Source organism: Streptomyces sp. NPDC055140 (assembly GCF_053607285.1).
On record NZ_JBSGTG010000001.1, the window covers coordinates 664,363 to 680,362 of the forward strand.

General features: G+C 72.4%; 14 protein-coding genes, 1 pseudogene and 1 riboswitch. Of the genes and pseudogenes, 11 read left to right on the forward strand and 4 right to left on the reverse strand.

What is annotated here, in order from left to right; genetic code table 11:
• Positions 1 to 60: 60 nt before the first annotated feature.
• The 9 genes from ACWFR4_RS03080 to ACWFR4_RS03120 all read left to right on the forward strand — a co-directional run bounded on the left by ACWFR4_RS03080 (position 61) and on the right by ACWFR4_RS03120 (position 9,458).
• On the forward strand, positions 61 to 1,098 hold the full coding sequence (locus ACWFR4_RS03080) for an MBL fold metallo-hydrolase (RefSeq protein ID WP_453457382.1): 1,038 nt from the start codon (positions 61 to 63) through the stop codon (positions 1,096 to 1,098).
• Positions 1,099 to 1,253: 155 nt separating this feature from the next.
• On the forward strand, positions 1,254 to 1,517 hold the full coding sequence (locus tag ACWFR4_RS03085) for a hypothetical protein (RefSeq protein ID WP_453457384.1): 264 nt from the start codon (positions 1,254 to 1,256) through the stop codon (positions 1,515 to 1,517).
• Between the two features lie 12 nt (positions 1,518 to 1,529).
• Entirely contained in the window at positions 1,530 to 2,726 is a 1,197-nt protein-coding gene (locus ACWFR4_RS03090) for an SPFH domain-containing protein (protein WP_453457387.1), read from the forward strand.
• Between the two features lie 136 nt (positions 2,727 to 2,862).
• Positions 2,863 to 2,947: riboswitch (cobalamin riboswitch) on the forward strand.
• Positions 2,948 to 3,068: 121 nt separating this feature from the next.
• Positions 3,069 to 4,274 (forward strand): prenyltransferase/squalene oxidase repeat-containing protein, encoded by a 1,206-nt coding sequence (locus ACWFR4_RS03095; RefSeq protein WP_453650460.1) that lies wholly within the window; start codon positions 3,069 to 3,071, stop codon positions 4,272 to 4,274.
• A complete protein-coding gene (locus ACWFR4_RS03100; RefSeq protein ID WP_453650462.1) occupies positions 4,271 to 4,942 on the forward strand; it encodes an SCO2322 family protein in 672 nt (223 codons plus the stop codon). The genes ACWFR4_RS03095 and ACWFR4_RS03100 overlap by 4 nt, the downstream gene beginning before the upstream one ends.
• Positions 4,943 to 4,964: 22 nt before the next feature.
• Entirely contained in the window at positions 4,965 to 6,167 is a 1,203-nt protein-coding gene (locus tag ACWFR4_RS03105) for an energy-coupling factor transporter transmembrane component T (protein WP_453650464.1), read from the forward strand.
• Positions 6,164 to 7,879, forward strand: a complete 1,716-nt coding sequence (locus tag ACWFR4_RS03110) for an ABC transporter ATP-binding protein (RefSeq protein WP_453650466.1) — start codon at positions 6,164 to 6,166, stop codon at positions 7,877 to 7,879. Before ACWFR4_RS03105 ends, ACWFR4_RS03110 begins: the two co-directional genes overlap by 4 nt.
• Entirely contained in the window at positions 7,876 to 8,721 is an 846-nt protein-coding gene (locus ACWFR4_RS03115) for an ECF transporter S component (RefSeq protein WP_453650468.1), read from the forward strand. The genes ACWFR4_RS03110 and ACWFR4_RS03115 overlap by 4 nt, the downstream gene beginning before the upstream one ends.
• 329 nt (positions 8,722 to 9,050) lie before the next feature.
• Complete coding sequence (locus tag ACWFR4_RS03120) at positions 9,051 to 9,458, forward strand: aggregation-promoting factor C-terminal-like domain-containing protein (RefSeq protein WP_453457404.1); 408 nt, start codon at positions 9,051 to 9,053, stop codon at positions 9,456 to 9,458.
• A 101-nt stretch (positions 9,459 to 9,559) separates the two neighbouring features.
• On the opposite strand, the gene ACWFR4_RS03125 is transcribed toward ACWFR4_RS03120, so the two are convergent.
• Entirely contained in the window at positions 9,560 to 10,729 is a 1,170-nt protein-coding gene (locus ACWFR4_RS03125; protein ID WP_453457407.1) for a steroid 3-ketoacyl-CoA thiolase, read from the reverse strand.
• Between the two features lie 223 nt (positions 10,730 to 10,952).
• On the opposite strand from ACWFR4_RS03125, the gene ACWFR4_RS03130 reads away from it, so the two are divergent.
• Entirely contained in the window at positions 10,953 to 12,197 is a 1,245-nt protein-coding gene (locus ACWFR4_RS03130; protein ID WP_453457409.1) for a cytochrome P450, read from the forward strand.
• Positions 12,198 to 12,286: 89 nt separating this feature from the next.
• On the opposite strand, the pseudogene ACWFR4_RS03135 reads toward ACWFR4_RS03130, so the two are convergent.
• Positions 12,287 to 13,030: pseudogene (locus ACWFR4_RS03135) on the reverse strand (lytic transglycosylase domain-containing protein); the annotation flags it as partial.
• Between the two features lie 68 nt (positions 13,031 to 13,098).
• Positions 13,099 to 13,470 carry a DUF397 domain-containing protein gene (locus ACWFR4_RS03140; RefSeq protein WP_453650470.1) on the reverse strand — a complete coding sequence of 124 codons (372 nt, stop codon included), beginning with the start codon at positions 13,468 to 13,470 and terminating at the stop codon, positions 13,099 to 13,101.
• Here ACWFR4_RS03140 and ACWFR4_RS03145 point away from each other — a divergent pair.
• Positions 13,421 to 13,735, forward strand: a complete 315-nt coding sequence (locus tag ACWFR4_RS03145) for an ATP-binding protein (protein ID WP_453650472.1) — start codon at positions 13,421 to 13,423, stop codon at positions 13,733 to 13,735. The two genes, ACWFR4_RS03140 and ACWFR4_RS03145, sit on opposite strands and share 50 nt — an antisense overlap.
• On the opposite strand, the gene ACWFR4_RS03150 is transcribed toward ACWFR4_RS03145, so the two are convergent.
• Positions 13,678 to 15,726 (reverse strand): bifunctional glycosyltransferase 87/phosphatase PAP2 family protein, encoded by a 2,049-nt coding sequence (locus ACWFR4_RS03150; RefSeq protein ID WP_453650474.1) that lies wholly within the window; start codon positions 15,724 to 15,726, stop codon positions 13,678 to 13,680. The genes ACWFR4_RS03145 and ACWFR4_RS03150 overlap by 58 nt on opposite strands.
• Positions 15,727 to 16,000: the final 274 nt, after the last annotated feature.

Consider the following 16,000-nt stretch of genomic DNA (forward strand, 5'->3'; position numbering starts at 1 on the left):
TGGAACAAGTTCTATTACAGTGGCGGGAGTTCGAGGTCGTCGTACGAGAGGTGGGGCCCGATGACGCAGGTGACCGACCACGGTGGAGGCGTCTGGTCCCTTCGGGTGCCCATCCCCGACAACCCGCTCGGCTTCACCCTGGTCCACCTCCTCGACACCGACCGCGGGCCCGTCCTCATCGACACGGGCTGGGACGACCCCGAGTCGTGGGACGCGCTCACCGAGGGCCTCACCGCCTGCGGCACGAGCGTCGGAGAGGTGACGGGAGTCCTGATCACCCATCACCACCCCGATCACCACGGCCTGTCGGCCAAGGTGCGCGAGGCGTCCGGCGCCTGGATCGCCATGCACGAGGCGGACGTCTCCGTCGTGCGCCGCACCCGCGAGAACCCGCCGGAGCGCTGGTACGCGTTCATGGCCGCCAAGCTCGCCGCGGCCGGCGCCCCCGAGGAGCACATGGCGCCGCTGATCGCCGCCCGCGACTCGGGCAGGGCCCGCAGCCTCCCGGGCCTCGCCCCCGCGCTCCCCGACCGCACCATCACCCCCGGCGACCTGCTCGACCTGCCGGGCCGCCGCCTGCGCGCGATCTGGACGCCCGGCCACACCCCGGGCCATGTCTGCCTGCACCTGGACGAGGACCACCCCGCAGGGCTCGCCGGCAACGGCCGCCTCTTCTCCGGCGACCACCTGCTCCCCGGGATCACCCCGCACATCGGCCTCTACGAGGACCCGGACGACGCCACGGTCACCGATCCGCTCGGCGACTACCTGGACTCGCTGGAACGCGTCGGCCGCCTGGCCCCCGCCGAGGTGCTCCCGGCCCACCAGCACACGTTCACCGACGCCCCCGCCCGCGTACGGGAGCTGCTCGACCACCACGAGGAGCGCCTCACCGGCCTGCTCACCCTGCTCGCCACCCCGCTCACCCCCTGGCAGCTCGCCGAGCGGATGGAGTGGAACCGACCCTGGGAACAGATCCCCTACGGCTCGCGCACCATCGCGGTCTCCGAGGCCGAGGCGCACTTGCGCCGGCTGGTGAAACTGGGCCGCGCGGAGGCCGTCGCCGGGAGCGACCCGGTGACTTATGCGCCGGTCTGACCTACGCACTTGACCTGTGCTTTACCCGCGTTGCGCGATCTTTACCGGGCGTGCGAAACAGCCTGCCCGGCGGGCCTTCCGGCGCATGGTCCGCGGGTGGCAACAGGCGTAATGTCTGGCATCTCAGAACTGGACCGACAAGGGGGCGGCCACCGATGGCGCCGGACGAGGCCGTGGTCGGCTGTACGGGGAAGCTGGTCATCGCCACGCGCGGAGCCGATGGCCCGGGCGAGGTACTGGTGCGGGTGCGGGGCGGCAGCGAGACGTTTCTCGCGTGGTCCGACGAACCCCTGGAGCGCGGGGCGACGGTCCTGGTGATCGAGTCCCGCGGCATCCGCCAGGTCGTCGTCATGGCCTGGAGCGATCCGTCGCTCGACGAATGGGCCGACGGCTCCGGCGACACGGGTGACGCCCGCTAAGGAGACTGAAGGATGTTCGGATATCGCGTTCCCGCTCCCGATGAGGCGATGCTGATCTCGGGTGGCAGGCGGGGACTTGGGGGAGCGCCGTTCCGGGTCGTGACGGGCCACGGAAAATTCGTCCTGCCTATCTTCCGCAAGACCCGCTTTCTGTCCTTGGCCATGTCCGAGGCCGAGGTCGTCGAGAAATGCGTGACGCGGCAGGGCATCGCCCTGACCGTCCGCGCGGTCATCGCGTTCAAGGTCGGCAACGACACTGAGTCCATCGTCAACGCCGGCCAGCGGTTTCTCTCCGACCAGGATCAGATGTCGATCCTCACCGGCCGGATCTTCGCCGGTCACCTGCGCTCCATCATCGGCTCGATGACGGTCGAGGAGATCGTCACGGAGCGGCAGAAGCTCGCCGCCGAAGTGCTCGACACCTCGAAGGCCGAGATGGCGAAGATCGGGCTGACCGTGGACTCGCTCCAGATCCAGTCCATCGACGACGGCAACACCGGCTACATCGACGCGATGTCCGCCCCGCACAAGGCGGCCATCCAGCGGCAGGCCCAGATCGCCCAGGCGCAGGCCACCCAGGCCTCGACCCAGGCGCAGCAGGAGGCCCAGCGCAATCAGGCCGAGTACGCGCGGCAGACCGCCGTCGTCCAGGCCGAGTACAAGGCCGAGGTGGACCGTGCGCAGGCGGCGGCCGCCCAGGCCGGGCCGCTGGCCCAGGCGCACGCCGAGCAGGAGGTCCTCGCGGCGCGCACCGAACTGGCCCAGCGGGCCGCCGAACTGCGCCAGCAGCAGCTGGTGGCCGAGGTCGTGAAGCCCGCGGAGGCGGACGCCGAGCGGATCCGCGTGATGGCCATCGCCGAGGCCGAGCGAATGAAGATCCAGGCCGCGGCGGCGGCGTCGTACGACCGGGTCGCGCTCGACCGGATGCTGATCGACCAGCTGCCGCAGATCGTGAAGGAAGCGGCCGGCGGCCTCAAGGGCGCCAACGTGAACGTGCTCAACGGCGCGGACGGCCTCGGTGAGATCGCGGCCGGACTCGTCGGCCAGGGTCTGACCATCCTGGACTCGGTCCGCCGCAACCTGGGCGCACCGGACGGCGACGCCAAGAAGAGCGGCGGCGAGAGGGAGATCCAGCGGTACCTGGGGGCGGCGTCGAGCCCGGCGGACGGCCGCGACGGCGGCGACGACGGGCCGGTCGACATCCGCTGAGCCCTGTCGCCCTCGACAGGCGCACTCGTCCCGGAGGGCCGGGGCAGGCTTCGGTCCGCCCCGGCCCTTCGGCCACCCCGGGGGAGGCCACCTACGGGCCGGTACAGTGGGCGGGTCGTCATCATGCGCGCACGGGGGGAAGCCGGTGCGAATCCGGCGCTGACCCCGCAACCGTGAACCACGTAGGTGGTGAGCCGGACTGCCCCGTGCGGCGCGTGACCGGCTCGTGTCATCGGCCCCCGCCGGTGGCCGGCACCGTCGAGGCATACGGAGCCGGAGCCGCCCGGTGCCCGCGTGTGCCGTGCCGCCCGGCTCCCCGCAGGGAGAGGCACCCGCCCCACCATGAACATTCGCCGCAGCGCCGCGCTCGTGGCGGCCACCGCCGTCATCGGCATGGCCACCGCCCCGGCCGCCCTCGCGGACGACTCCGCGCCCTCCGCGTCCCCTTCGGTGGCGATCCCCTCCGGGCTCTACGGGAAGGCCGACCCGACGTACGACGGTGTCTGGCGGCAGTCGCTCTCGCTGCTCGCCCAGCACACCACCGGTGTGAAGCCCGCGGCGAAGGCCGTGGACTGGCTGACCGGGCAGCAGTGCGCGAACGGCGGGTTCGCCGCGTTCCGCGCCGACACGGGAAAGGCGTGCGACGCCAAGACGCCTCTCGACTCCAACAGCACGGGCGCCGCGGTGCAGGCGCTCGCCGCGCTCGGCGGGCACGACTCCGAGGTCGGCAAGGCCGTGAAGTGGCTGGAGTCGGTGCGGGGCGACGACGGCGGCTGGGGCTACAACCCGGGCGGCGCGAGCGACGCGAACTCCACGTCCGTGGTGATCGGCGCGCTCGCCGCGGCGGGCGAGAAGGTGACGTCGGCGCAGGCCGCGCTCGTCAAGCTGTCCATCCCGTGCGGCAAGGACGGCGGGGGCGCGTTCGCGTACCAGCCGGACAAGAAGGGCAAGCTCGCGGCCAACGCGGACGCGACGGCGGCCGGTGTGCTCGGCGGGCTCGGCAAGGGCCTCGCCGCGGACGGCGCGAAGCAGGCCGGGGCCCCCTCCTGCAAGGGCTCGGGCACCCCCGACGCGGCGCGGGCCGCGCAGAACGGCTCCGCCTACCTGACCGAGGCGCTGGCCAAGGACCACCACCTCATGTCGTCGATGCCGGGCGCCAAGGACCAGCCGGACTACGGCAACACGGCCGACGCGGTCACCGCGCTCTCGGCCGCGGGCCACGGCGACCAGGCCGCGCCCGCGCTGAACTGGCTGGAGAAGAACGCCACGCAGTGGGCCGCGCAGAGCGGTCCCGCCGCCTACGCCCAGCTCGTCCTCGCCTCGCACGCGGCCGGCGCCGACCCCCGTGACTTCGGCGGCACCGACCTCGTGAAGGCCCTGAACGCGACCGGTCCCGCGCCCTCCTCCACGAAGGCCGCGACGCACGAGAAGAAGGACGAGAAGAAGGACGGCGGCGGTATCAGCGTCTGGTACGTCGTCGCCGTCGCGGCCGTCGCCGGTATCGGCATCGGCTTCCTGTTCAGCGGCCGCAAGAAGCAGCAGCTGTGACCACGTACCGCCGCCGCGGTCCGGCCGTCACCGTCCTGGGACTGCTGGGCGTGCTGTGCGCGCTCCTTGCTGGGGCGGGCCAGGCGCAGGCCACCGGCTATCGCTACTGGTCGTTCTGGGACCGTGACGGCTCCGCGTGGGTATACGCCTCGCAGGGCCCGTCGACGGCCCGCCCGTCGGACGGCGACGTACAGGGGTTCCGGTTCTCCGTGAGCGAGGACTCGCAGGACTCGGCGAAGCCGCGCGGGGCCACGTCCTTCGACTCCATCTGCGCGGCTACTCCGGCGCGGGGCGGCGAGAAGCGGGTCGCGCTCGTCATCGACTTCGGCACGGCGCGGGACGCGCCGTCCGGTGAGACACCGCCGAAGCCGCGTACGGCGTGTGCGCGCGTCGCGGACGACGCGACCAGCGCGGAGGCGCTCGCCGCCGTCGCCAAGCCGCTGCGCTACAACAACCAGGCGCTGCTGTGCTCCATCGCCGGCTACCCGAAGACGGGCTGCGGCGAGCAGGTGTCCTCTTCCAACGGCACCGACTCCAAGGGCACCGAGAAGGACGGCGCGGCAGCGTCCGACGGCGGTGGCCCCTCCGTCGGCCTGATCGCGGGCGGCGCCGCCGTCGTCGTGCTCGGCGCGGCAGCGGTCTGGCAGACCCGCCGCCGGCGCGGCTGACGGACGCGGACACGACGACACGATGAGCAGCACCGGCGCAGGTTCACCGCACCCCGCCCCGCGTCCGCGCCTCGCGCGTGGCCCGGGGACGGGGTCGTCCGCGCGCCGTCGTCCCCTCGCCCCACCCCGGGCCCACCGCTCGAACGCGCTGCATCCCGGCGCCTGGTGGCTCTGGGCGCTCGGGCTCGGCACGGCGGCGTCACGGACGACGAATCCTCTGCTGCTCGCGCTGCTCATCGGGGTGTCCGGGTATGTGGTGGCCGCGCGGCGCACGTCGGCGCCGTGGGCGCGCTCGTACGGGGCGTTCGTGAAGCTGGGGCTCGCGGTGATCGGGATCCGGCTGCTGTTCGCGGTGTTCCTCGGGTCGCCGATCCCGGGCACGCACCTGCTCGTCACGCTGCCCGATGTGCCGCTGCCCGAGTGGGCGCAGGGGGTGCGGATCGGGGGCCGGGTCACGGTCGAGGGGCTGGTGTTCGCGCTGTACGACGGCCTGAAGCTGGCCGCGCTGCTGATCTGTGTGGGCGCGGCGAACGCCCTCGCGAGCCCGGCCCGCCTCCTCAAGTCCTTGCCGGGCGCGCTGTACGAGGCCGGGGTCGCCGTCGTCGTCGCGATGACGTTCGCGCCGAACCTGATCGCCGACGTACGGCGGCTGCGGGCCGCGCGCCGGCTGCGCGGCCGGCCCGACAAGGGGCTCCGGGGCCTGGCTCAGGTCGGTCTGCCGGTCCTTGAGGGCGCCCTTGAGCGGTCGGTGGCGCTGGCCGCCGCGATGGACGCGCGCGGGTACGGGCGTACGGCCGAGGTCCCGGCCGCCGTGCGCCGGGTCACCGCGGTGCTGACGCTGGGCGGTCTGGTCGGAGTGTGCGCGGGTACGTACGGGCTGCTGACCGCGGACGGCGCGCGGTACGGGCTGCCCGTGCTGCTCGCCGGGGTGGCGGCCGCGCTCGGCGGGCTCTGGCTCGGCGGGCGCCGCTCGGTCCGCACCCGGTACCGGCCCGACGTGTGGGGCGTGCGGGCGTGGCTCGTCGCCGCGTCGGGGGCGGCCGTCGCCGCCGTGATGATCCGGGCCGGTTCCTACGATCCCTCGGCCCTGGCGCCCGGCGTCGTGCCGCTGGCCGCGCCGACGCTGCCGCTGTGGCCCGCGGCCGGGGTGCTGCTCGGACTGATTCCCGCGTTCGTGGCGCCCGCGCCGCCGCTCGCCGAAACACCCTCGAAGGAGGCTTCATGATCCGGTTCGAGGATGTCTCGGTGACGTACGACGGGGCCGCGACACCCACGGTGCGCGACATCGAACTCGTCGTACCCGAGGGCGAGTTGGTGCTGCTCGTGGGGCCGTCCGGCGTCGGCAAGTCGACGCTGCTCGGCGCGGTGAGCGGGCTCGTGCCGCACTTCACCGGGGGCACGCTGAGCGGGCGCGTCACGGTCGCGGGGCGCGACACCCGTACGCACAAGCCGCGCGAACTCGCCGACGTGGTGGGCACGGTGGGGCAGGACCCGCTCTCCCACTTCGTCACCGACACGGTCGAGGACGAGCTCGCGTACGGCATGGAGTCGCTCGGACTCGCGCCCGACGTGATGCGGCGCCGCGTCGAGGAGACCCTCGACCTGCTCGGCCTCGCCGACCTGCGCGACCGTCCCATCGCGACGCTGTCCGGCGGGCAGCAGCAGCGCGTCGCCATCGGCTCCGTCCTCACCCCGCACCCGCGGGTCCTGGTCCTCGACGAGCCGACGTCCGCGCTCGACCCGGCCGCCGCGGAGGAGGTCCTCGCGGTGCTGCAGCGCCTCGTGCACGACCTCGGCACGACGGTCCTGATGGCCGAGCACCGGCTTGAGCGGGTCGTGCAGTACGCGGACCAGGTCGCGCTCCTCGCAGGTCCCGGCGAACCCCTGCGGCTCGGCGCCCCCGCCGAGATCATGGCCGTGTCGCCGGTGTTCCCGCCGGTCGTGGACCTGGGCCGCCTCGCGGGCTGGTCACCGCTGCCGCTGACGGTGCGGGACGCACGGCGCAGGTCCGGAAAGTTGCGGGAGCGCCTGGCGGAGCACGAGCCGCGCGAGCCTCATGAGCAGCCGCAGGCCGCCGCCTCCCCCGCCTCCCCCGCCTCCCCCGCCTCCCCCGCCTCCCGCCGGACCCTGCTGCGTTCCGGCAGGCAGTCCGAGGTGCCGGCCGTCGCCGAGGTCGCGGGGCTCGCGGTGCGGCGGGGGCGTGTCGAGGCGTTGCGTCACGTCGACCTCTCGGTCGGACCCGGCGAGATCGTCGCCCTGATGGGCCGCAACGGCGCCGGGAAGTCCACCCTCCTGTCCACCCTGGTCGGCCTGGTCCGCCCGTCGTCCGGCACGGCCCTGGTGGGCGGCGTGGTCCCGCACCGCACGGGCCCGCGTGAGCTGATCCGCCGCGTCGGCCTGGTCCCGCAGGAACCGCGGGATCTCCTGTACGCGGACACGGTGGCCGCCGAGTGCGCGGCCGCCGACCACGACGCGGGCGCGGATCCGGGCACCTGCCGCGATCTGGTCTCGCGGCTCCTGCCCGGTATCGCGGACGACACCCACCCCCGTGACCTCTCGGAGGGCCAGCGCCTCACCCTCGCCCTGGCGATCGTGCTGACGGCACGCCCCCCCCTGCTCCTGCTCGACGAGCCGACGCGCGGTCTCGACTACGCGGCGAAGGCCCGCCTGGTCACGGTCCTGCGCGGCCTCGCGGCCGACGGGCACGCCGTCGTCCTGGCCACGCACGACGTGGAACTGGCCGCCGAGCTGTCCCACCGCGTCGCCGTCCTGGCCGACGGCGAGATCGTGGCGAACGGCCCCACCCCCGAGGTGGTCGTGGCCTCCCCCGCCTTCTCCCCCCAGGTCGCCAAGGTGCTCGCCCCGGGCAAGTGGCTCACGGTGGCCCAGGTCCGCGAGGCCCTTGAGTCCGGGTGCCCGACGGAGGACGGGGTATGAAGACCGCACCCGAGACCAGGCGCCCCGACCGCCAGGCCCGCGCCGTGCGCCTCGGCCCCCGCTCCGTGGTGGCCCTGCTCCTCGTCAGTGCCGTAGGAGTGGCCGCCTTCGGGTGGCCGCTGCTCGCGGGCCCTTCGTCGCAGGTCAGCGCGCATGCGCAGGACGCGCCCTGGTTGTTCGCGGGGCTGCTCGTCCTGCTGCTGGGCGTGGTGGCGGCTGCCGTGTCCGAGGGCGGGGTCGGGCCCAAGGCGGTGGCGATGCTCGGAGTCCTTGCCGCGACGGGCGCGGCGCTGCGGCCGATCGGGGCGGGGACCGCCGGGATCGAGCCGATGTTCTTCCTGATGGTCCTGAGCGGGCGCGTCCTCGGGCCCGGCTTCGGGTTCGTGCTGGGGTCCGTGACCATGTTCGCGTCCGCGCTGCTCACCGGCGGGGTCGGTCCGTGGATGCCGTTCCAGATGCTGTCGATGGGCTGGTTCACGATGGGCGCGGGCCTGCTCCCCGGCCCGGACCTGCTGCGCGGCCGCGCCGAGGTGCTGATGCTGGCGGCGTACGGGTTCCTGGCCGCGTTCGCGTACGGCACCGTCATGAACCTGGCCGGCTGGCCGTTCCTGGACTCGCTGTCGTCGAGCGTCGCGTTCCAGGCGGGCGCCCCGCTGCACGAGAACCTGGTCCGCTTCCTCGCCTACTGCCTGGCCACGTCGCTGGGCTGGGACCTGGGCCGGGCAGCCCTGACCGTCGTCCTCACCGTCACCGTCGGCCCGGCGCTCCTGAGGGCGCTGCGGCGGGCCACGCGCCGGGCCGCGTTCGAGGCCCCCGTCGCGTTCGAGGGCACCGAGCCGTAGGGGTTCACCCGCGCTGCGTCACCGAAAGGCGCCCGCACCGTGAAGCACCCCACATGACCCAGGTCACCTACGAGGCGTGGCCGTAGACGCGATCTCTTGACGCGTCCCCACCAAAACACCCCCCGACCTGGGTGATGAGAGCCAGGTCACGCGGGGGATATTTCCCCCACATGCGACCTCAACTAGTAAAAGGGGCGATTGCCACGGGGGTTCGCGCCTGTTGTTCTGGAGGAGTCGCAAGGCGCCGACGGCCCCCACCAGGGCCCCGGCGCCTCTGTACGCCGCAGGGCGTGCGAAGCGGCCCCTGTCCCCCACGGAAGGTTCACGCTTTGTCCGTCACCATCCTCCGCCGCATCGCCGCTCCGAAGAAGGCCCTCGCCGGTGTCGCCCTGGCTGCCGCCACGGCCGGCATGGTCATGGCCGCCGCCCCGGCGTCGAACGCCGCTGCCACTTCTTCGCCGAAGGCGATCGCCCAGCAGAAGATGAGCGCCGCACAGTTCGCGTGCTTCGACAAGATCGTGTCCCACGAGAGCGGCTGGAACCCCCACGCGACGAACGCGTCGTCCGGCGCCTACGGCCTGGTCCAGGCTCTGCCCGCCAACAAGATGGCCTCGTCCGGCGGCGACTGGAAGACCAACCCCGAGACCCAGATCAAGTGGGGCCTCAACTACATGAACGAGCGCTACGGCAGCCCCTGTGGCGCCTGGGCCCACTGGCAGTCCGCCGGCTCGTACTGAGCCCGGCCCGCCCACAGCTGACCTGAGAAGGCGGCATCCTCCCCCCGTGGGAGGGTGCCGCCTTCGTCGTGCGTTCCGGCCCGCCCAGGCGCGGGCCCCCGCTACAGCCGCTGGATGATCGTGCCCGTCGCCACCGCGCCGCCCGCGCACATCGTGACGAGCGCGAACTCCTTGTCCTGGCGTTCCAGTTCGTGCAGGGCGGTGGTGATGAGCCGGGCGCCGGTGGCGCCGACGGGGTGGCCGAGGGCGATGGCCCCGCCGTTCACGTTGACCTTCTCGAGGTCCTGCTCGAAGACCTGCGCCCAGCTGAGCACGACGGACGCGAACGCCTCGTTGATCTCGACGAGGTCGATGTCCTTGAGCGACATGCCCGCCTTGCCGAGCACGGCGCGCGTGGCGTCGATCGGCCCGTCCAGATGGAAGTGCGGGTCGGCGCCGACGAGCGCCTGGGCGACGATCCGGGCCCGCGGCTTGAGCTTCAGGGCGCGCGCCATCCGCTTGGACGCCCACATGATCGCCGAGGCGCCGTCGGATATCTGCGAGGAGTTCCCCGCGGTGTGCACGGCGGTCGGCATGACCGGCTTGAGCCCGCCGAGCCCCTCCATGGTCGTGTCGCGCAGGCCCTCGTCCCGGTCCACGAGCCGCCACATGCCCTGTCCGGCGGCCTGCTCGTCCTCGTTCGTGGGCACCTGCACGGCGAACGTCTCGCGCTTGAAGCGCTCCTCGGCCCAGGCGGTCGCGGCACGCTCCTGCGAGATGAGGCCGAGCGAATCGACGTTCTCGCGGGTCAGTCCGCGGTGGCGCGCGATGCGCTCGGCGGCCTCGAACTGGTTGGGCAGGTCGACGTTCCACTCCTCGGGGAACGGCTTGCCGGGCCCGTGCTTGGAGCCGGAGCCGAGCGGCACCCGCGACATCGCCTCGACCCCGCAGCTGATGCCGATGTCGATGACGCCGGCGGCGATCATGTTGGCGGTCATGTGCGCGGCCTGCTGCGAGGAGCCGCACTGACAGTCGACGGTCGTCGCCGCCGTCTCGTAGGGCAGGCCCATGGTGAGCCAGGCCGTGCGCGCCGGATTCATGGACTGTTCGCCCGCGTGGGTCACCGTGCCGCCCACGATCTGCTCGACGCAGTCGGCGTGGATGCCGGTCCTGCCGAGCAGTTCCCGGTACGTCTCGCCGAGGAGATACGCGGGATGGAGATTGGCGAGCGCGCCTCCGCGCTTGCCGATGGGCGTACGTACGGCTTCGACGATGACGGGTTCCGCGGCCATGAGCTCGTCCTCTCCACACATTCCCGGACCGAACCAGAAGACGTAAGAACTAGAACGCGTACCAGTTCTCCGTGCAGTCTCGATGGTGCTACTCCCGGTACGCAAGGGTCGTGCACATAACCGCGCGCGTAATCGGGCCTACCACGGGTCTTGCCACTTGTAGAACCCGTTACTACGGTGCCGACAAGCTGACGCCCCGTCAGACCGTCACCGGGAGTTGCCCATGCCGTGCCCAGCGCTGCCCGAAGGGTTCGACTTCACCGACCCCGACCTTCTCCAGCACCGCGTCCCCTTCCCCGAGTTCGCCCAGCTCCGGCAGACGGAACCGGTCCGGTGGATCGCCCAGCCGACCGGCATCTCCGGCTTCAAAGACTCGGGCTACTGGGCCGTGACCCGGCACGCGGACGTCAAGTACGTCTCCACGCGCCCGGAGCTCTTCTCCTCGAACCTCAACACCGCCGTCATCCGCTTCAACGAGTCGATCAGCCGCGACCAGATCGAGGTCCAGAAGCTGATCATGCTCAACATGGACCCGCCGGAGCACACCCGGGTCCGGCAGATCGTCCAGCGCGGCTTCACACCCCGCGCCATCCGCTCGCTCGAGGACGCCCTGCGCAACCGTGCGGGCTCCATCGTCGAGACGGCGCTCGCGAACGCCGCGCCCGACGGCTCCTTCGACTTCGTCACGAACGTCGCCGTCGAACTCCCGCTCCAGGCCATCGCCGAGCTGATCGGCGTCCCCCAGGACGACCGCACCAAGATCTTCGACTGGTCCAACAAGATGGCCGCGTACGACGACCCGGAGTACGCGATCACCGAGGAGGTCGGCGCCGAAGCGGCCATGGAGATCGTCAGCTACGCGATGAACCTGGCCGCCGCCCGCAAGGAGTGCCCGGCCAAGGACATCGTGAGCCAGCTGGTGGCGGCCGAGGACGAGGGGAACCTCTCCTCGGACGAGTTCGGCTTCTTCGTGATCCTGCTCGCCGTGGCCGGCAACGAGACGACGCGCAACGCCATCACCCACGGCATGCACGCCTTCCTCACCAACCCCGACCAGTGGGAGCTGTTCAAGCGGGAGCGCCCGGAGACGACGGCGGAGGAGATCGTCCGCTGGGCGACCCCCGTGGTCTCCTTCCAGCGCACCGCGACCCAGGACACCGAGCTCGGCGGCGCGCAGATCAAGAAGGGCGACCGGGTCGGCATCTTCTACTCGTCGGCCAACCACGACCCCGAAGTCTTCGACCGTCCCGACGAGTTCGACATCACCCGCGACCCGAACCCGCACCTCGGATTCGGCGGCGGAGGCCCGCACTTCTGCCTCGGCAAGTCGCTGGCCACGCTCGAGATCAACCTCATCTTCAACGCCGTGGCCGACGCCATGCCCGACCTTCGCCTGACCGGCGACCCGCGCAGGCTCCGCTCGGCCTGGCTCAACGGCGTCAAGGAACTCCAGGTCAGCACCGGCTGACCGCGGGCGGCCGCACGCCGGCCCAGGGAGGCAGGGGCCATCTCCCTACGCCACACCCCTGCCTCCCTGCACGCCCGCACCGCGCTGCTTTACGCGCCCGGTTCCGGGCACTCCGACGGCGAGGGACTGGGTGACGGGGAAGGCGAGGGGGACTCGCCCGGGTCGGGCGACGGGGACGTCGTGTCCGTGGGGCAGTCCGTCGACGGGGTGGGGCTGCCGGGGTCGGAGGGGGTGCCAGGGTCCTGCGGCGACGGGGGGTCGCTCGGGTCGGGTGACTGGGTGGGCGGGTCCGACGGGTCACCGCTCGGGTCCGGGCCGGGGCTGGGGTCCGGGCTGCCGCCGTCCGAGGGCCCGGAGGGGGTCGGATCGGGCCCGATGATGATCCCTCCGCCCTCGCCCCCGCCCTTGCCGGGGCCTTCGCCGCCGCCGACCGGGCTGGTCGCCGGGGTGTCGCCGCCCGCGCCGGGGCTCTTCGGGATCACACCCTTGCCGTCGGGCACGGTGTGCACGCCCTCGCGGTAGAACTCCATCCAGTACAGGACCAGTCGGAGATAGTCGCGCGAGTAGTTGTAGCTGAGGACGGCACGTTCGAGGCCGGCCGCGCGGCCTACGTCCCGGCTGCCGGCACACAGATAGTGGCCCGCCGCCAGCGCCGCGTCGAAGATGTTGTTGGGGTTCTTGTCCCCGTCGCCGTTGCCGTCGGCACCCCAGCGCCGCCACGTCCCCGGCAGGAACTGCATCGGGCCGACCGCCCGGTCGTAGACCGTGTCCCCGTCCCACGCCCCGCCGTCCGAGTCCCTGATCAGGGCGAACCCCTGGCCGTTGAGGGCGGGTCACCACCGGACACCGCCGGATCGCCGGGCACGGCCGACACGGTGCACGCCACGGTGAAGGTCGGCACTCAGGTGCCGGGCACGGCCGTGGTGGGCCGGCCGATCCAAGCGGGTCCTGTGCAGGTGGAGACCACACTGCCGTTCGCCGGACTCGCCCCGCTGTTCCCTGCCGGGACGACGAGCCTGACGAGCGAGGCGACGCTCGACGTCCAGGTCCGGCAGAACAAGCAGTCGGCCGACACGGCCTGGTCAGGACTCACCGCCCACGCCGACGCGCCGGCCGCGGGAGAGGACCTCCGCCTCGGCCACTCCGGAGCGCACGGCCACGGCGACACAGGGCGTCTCGCGATCTCCACGCACGAGCCGCCCTGGTCGCTGCTGTAGGAGGACGTGCGCCAGGCGAGCGCCCCGAGCGGCGCGCACTCCAGGCTCGGCGTCACGGAGCTGCTGTCCAACGTCGTACGCCATGTGCCCGGCGCGCGAGCCGAGGTGCGGCTGCTCCACGACCCGGACACCGGGCACCTACGGGCGGAGGTGAGCGACGAGGGGCCTGCGCTCCCGCCGGAAGCACCGCACTCGGCCGACCCGTTCGCCGAGTCGGGCCGCGGCCTCGCCATCGTCTCGGCGATCGCGGCGAAGTGGGGTGTTCAGCCCTTGGCGGTCGGCAAGACCGTCTGGTTCGAATGCGACGCCTCGTCCGCCTGACCGGTGGCCGCCGCTGTCACCGTCCGCGCCCGGGGCCCCTGGAGCACGTACGTCAGCAGGAAGCCGAGACCGACCACCGTCGCCCCGCCCACCGCGTCGAGCACCCAGTGGTTGCCGGTGGCGATGATCGCGGAGACCGTGCACACGGGGTGGATGAGACCGATGGCCTTGATCCACCACCTGCGCGCGAACACGACGATCACGAGCCCGCACCACAGGGACCAGCCGAAGTGCAGCGAGGGCATGGCCGCGTACTGGTTGGTGAGCGCGGTCAGTGTGCCGTAGTCCGGCTTGGAGAAGTCCTGGACGCCGTGCAACGTGTCGATGAAGCCGAGCGAGGGCATCAGGCGCGGCGGGGCCAGCGGGTAGAACCAGAAGCCGATCAGCGCGAGCACCGTGGCGAAGCCGAGCGCCGAGCGGGCCCAGCGGTACTGCGCGGGCCTGCGGACGTAGAGGATGGCGAGGACCGTGAGCGGCACGATGAAGTGGAACGACTCGTAGTAGAAGTTGAAGAACGACTTGAGCCACGGGACCTGCGCCACCGCGTGGTTGACCCAGTGCTCGATGTCGATGTGGAGGAACTTCTCCAGGGAGTGGACCTGCGCGCCGTGCGCCTCGGCGGTGGCCCGGCCCCCGGAGTTCGTACCGCCCGTCGCGGCGAGCCTGACCTGCTGGTACGCGGAGTAGCCGACGCGGATCAGCAGCAGTTCGAGCAGCAGGTTCGGGCGGGTCAGGACCCGGCGCCAGAACGGCATGAGCGGGACCCGGGACCAGCACGCCGGGACGGGCGTCGCGTACTCGGTGGCCATGGGCGCCCGGTACTCGGGCGCCGTGCGGGACAGGAACGGGACGAGCGTGGCCGCGGCGATGGCGGCGATCAGCACGACGTTGTCGCGCAGCGGATCCGCGAGCGTCGTGTTCGGCAGCAGCATCCTCGCGGGGAGCGTCATCACGAGGATGACCGCGACCGGCCACACGTACCGGTCGGACGCCTTCCTGCCGACGCGGCCGACCATGGCGAGGAGCACCCACAGGAGCTGGTGCTGCCAGGTCGTCGGCGACACGGCGACGGCGACGCAGCCGGTGAGGGCGACGGCGAGCAGGAGCTGTCCGTCCTGCGCGTAGCGCACCGCACGCCGCAGTCCGAGCACCGCGACGGCGGAGCCCAGGACCAGGAAGAGCCCGATCTCGAGGGGGCCCTCCAGGCCGAAGCGCAGGAGCGCGCCGTGCAGCGACTGGTTGGCGAGCCCGTCGGGGCTCGAGCCGAGGCCCGCTCCCGCGACGTGGTGCACCCAGTACGTCCACGAGTCGTGCGGCATCGCGGCCCACGCGAGGAGCGTGCACGCCGCGAACGTGAGGCCCGAGGACACGGCGGCGCGACGTCGCCCGGTGAACCACAGGAGCGGCGCGAAGAGGAGGACGGTCGGCTGGAGCGCGGCGCCGATGCCGATGAGCAGACCCGAGCTCTTCTCGCCGCGGGCGGCGAAGCAGCCGAGCAGGACGAGAAGGACCGGGATGATGCTGGTCTGGCCGAGATGAAGGGTGTTGCGCACCGGCAGCGACAGCATCAGGAGGCTGATCGCGACGGGGGCGGCGAGCAGCGAGGTGCGCCGGGTGACGGGCTTGGGCAGGGCACGGGCGGCGACGAGACCGAGAGCGACGACGAGGCCGAGCGTGCCGAAGGTCCAGGCCCAGCCGAGCGCCTGTTCGGCGCCCCGGGCCAGAGGCTTCAGCACAAGTCCCCCGAACGGGGTACCGGTGAACCGGTCGGCGTCGTAGAGGGAGCCCTTCACATGGAGGACACCTTCAGGACCGATCCAGGTCTCCAGGTCCGTGAGCCGCTCACCGCTGGGGGTGCTCAGGACGGCCACGACCTGCCGCACCGCGAGCACCGCGGCGATCAGCCAGAGGCCCGCCCGGACCATGCCCAACCGCGCTGTCGCGGCCCCCGCCACCAAGGCTTTGCCCGGTCCATGCTCCACGTCTGCCACGCGCCGTCGGCCCTCCCGCCATACGTACCGTCCCAAGAGGCTCGCACCACCCCCGGGGTGAGACGCAGGCAACCCCTGCTTCACTTGCCTGTCCACCGGAATTTGACCGGATGACGATGATGCGGGGTCTGCGTGGTTGCGGTCGAGGGCCGCGACATAGGTCACAGATTTGTCCGTTTGCGACGTGCCGAGGCCGGGGCGTCATGCCTGGCCGGACCCGCTTTTCCCACGCTGTGCAATGACGCGCACACTACCCGTAATGATCGCGGATGCA

Coding starts and splice junctions, on each gene's coding strand:
- ACWFR4_RS03080 (WP_453457382.1), top strand. CDS start 61: ATGACGCAGGTGACCGACCACGGTGGAGGCGTCTGGTCCCTTCGGGTG.
- ACWFR4_RS03085 (WP_453457384.1), top strand. CDS start 1,254: ATGGCGCCGGACGAGGCCGTGGTCGGCTGTACGGGGAAGCTGGTCATC.
- ACWFR4_RS03090 (WP_453457387.1), top strand. CDS start 1,530: ATGTTCGGATATCGCGTTCCCGCTCCCGATGAGGCGATGCTGATCTCG.
- ACWFR4_RS03095 (WP_453650460.1), top strand. CDS start 3,069: ATGAACATTCGCCGCAGCGCCGCGCTCGTGGCGGCCACCGCCGTCATC.
- ACWFR4_RS03105 (WP_453650464.1), top strand. CDS start 4,965: ATGAGCAGCACCGGCGCAGGTTCACCGCACCCCGCCCCGCGTCCGCGC.
- ACWFR4_RS03110 (WP_453650466.1), top strand. CDS start 6,164: ATGATCCGGTTCGAGGATGTCTCGGTGACGTACGACGGGGCCGCGACA.
- ACWFR4_RS03115 (WP_453650468.1), top strand. CDS start 7,876: ATGAAGACCGCACCCGAGACCAGGCGCCCCGACCGCCAGGCCCGCGCC.
- ACWFR4_RS03125 (WP_453457407.1), bottom strand. CDS start 10,729: ATGGCCGCGGAACCCGTCATCGTCGAAGCCGTACGTACGCCCATCGGC.
- ACWFR4_RS03130 (WP_453457409.1), top strand. CDS start 10,953: ATGCCGTGCCCAGCGCTGCCCGAAGGGTTCGACTTCACCGACCCCGAC.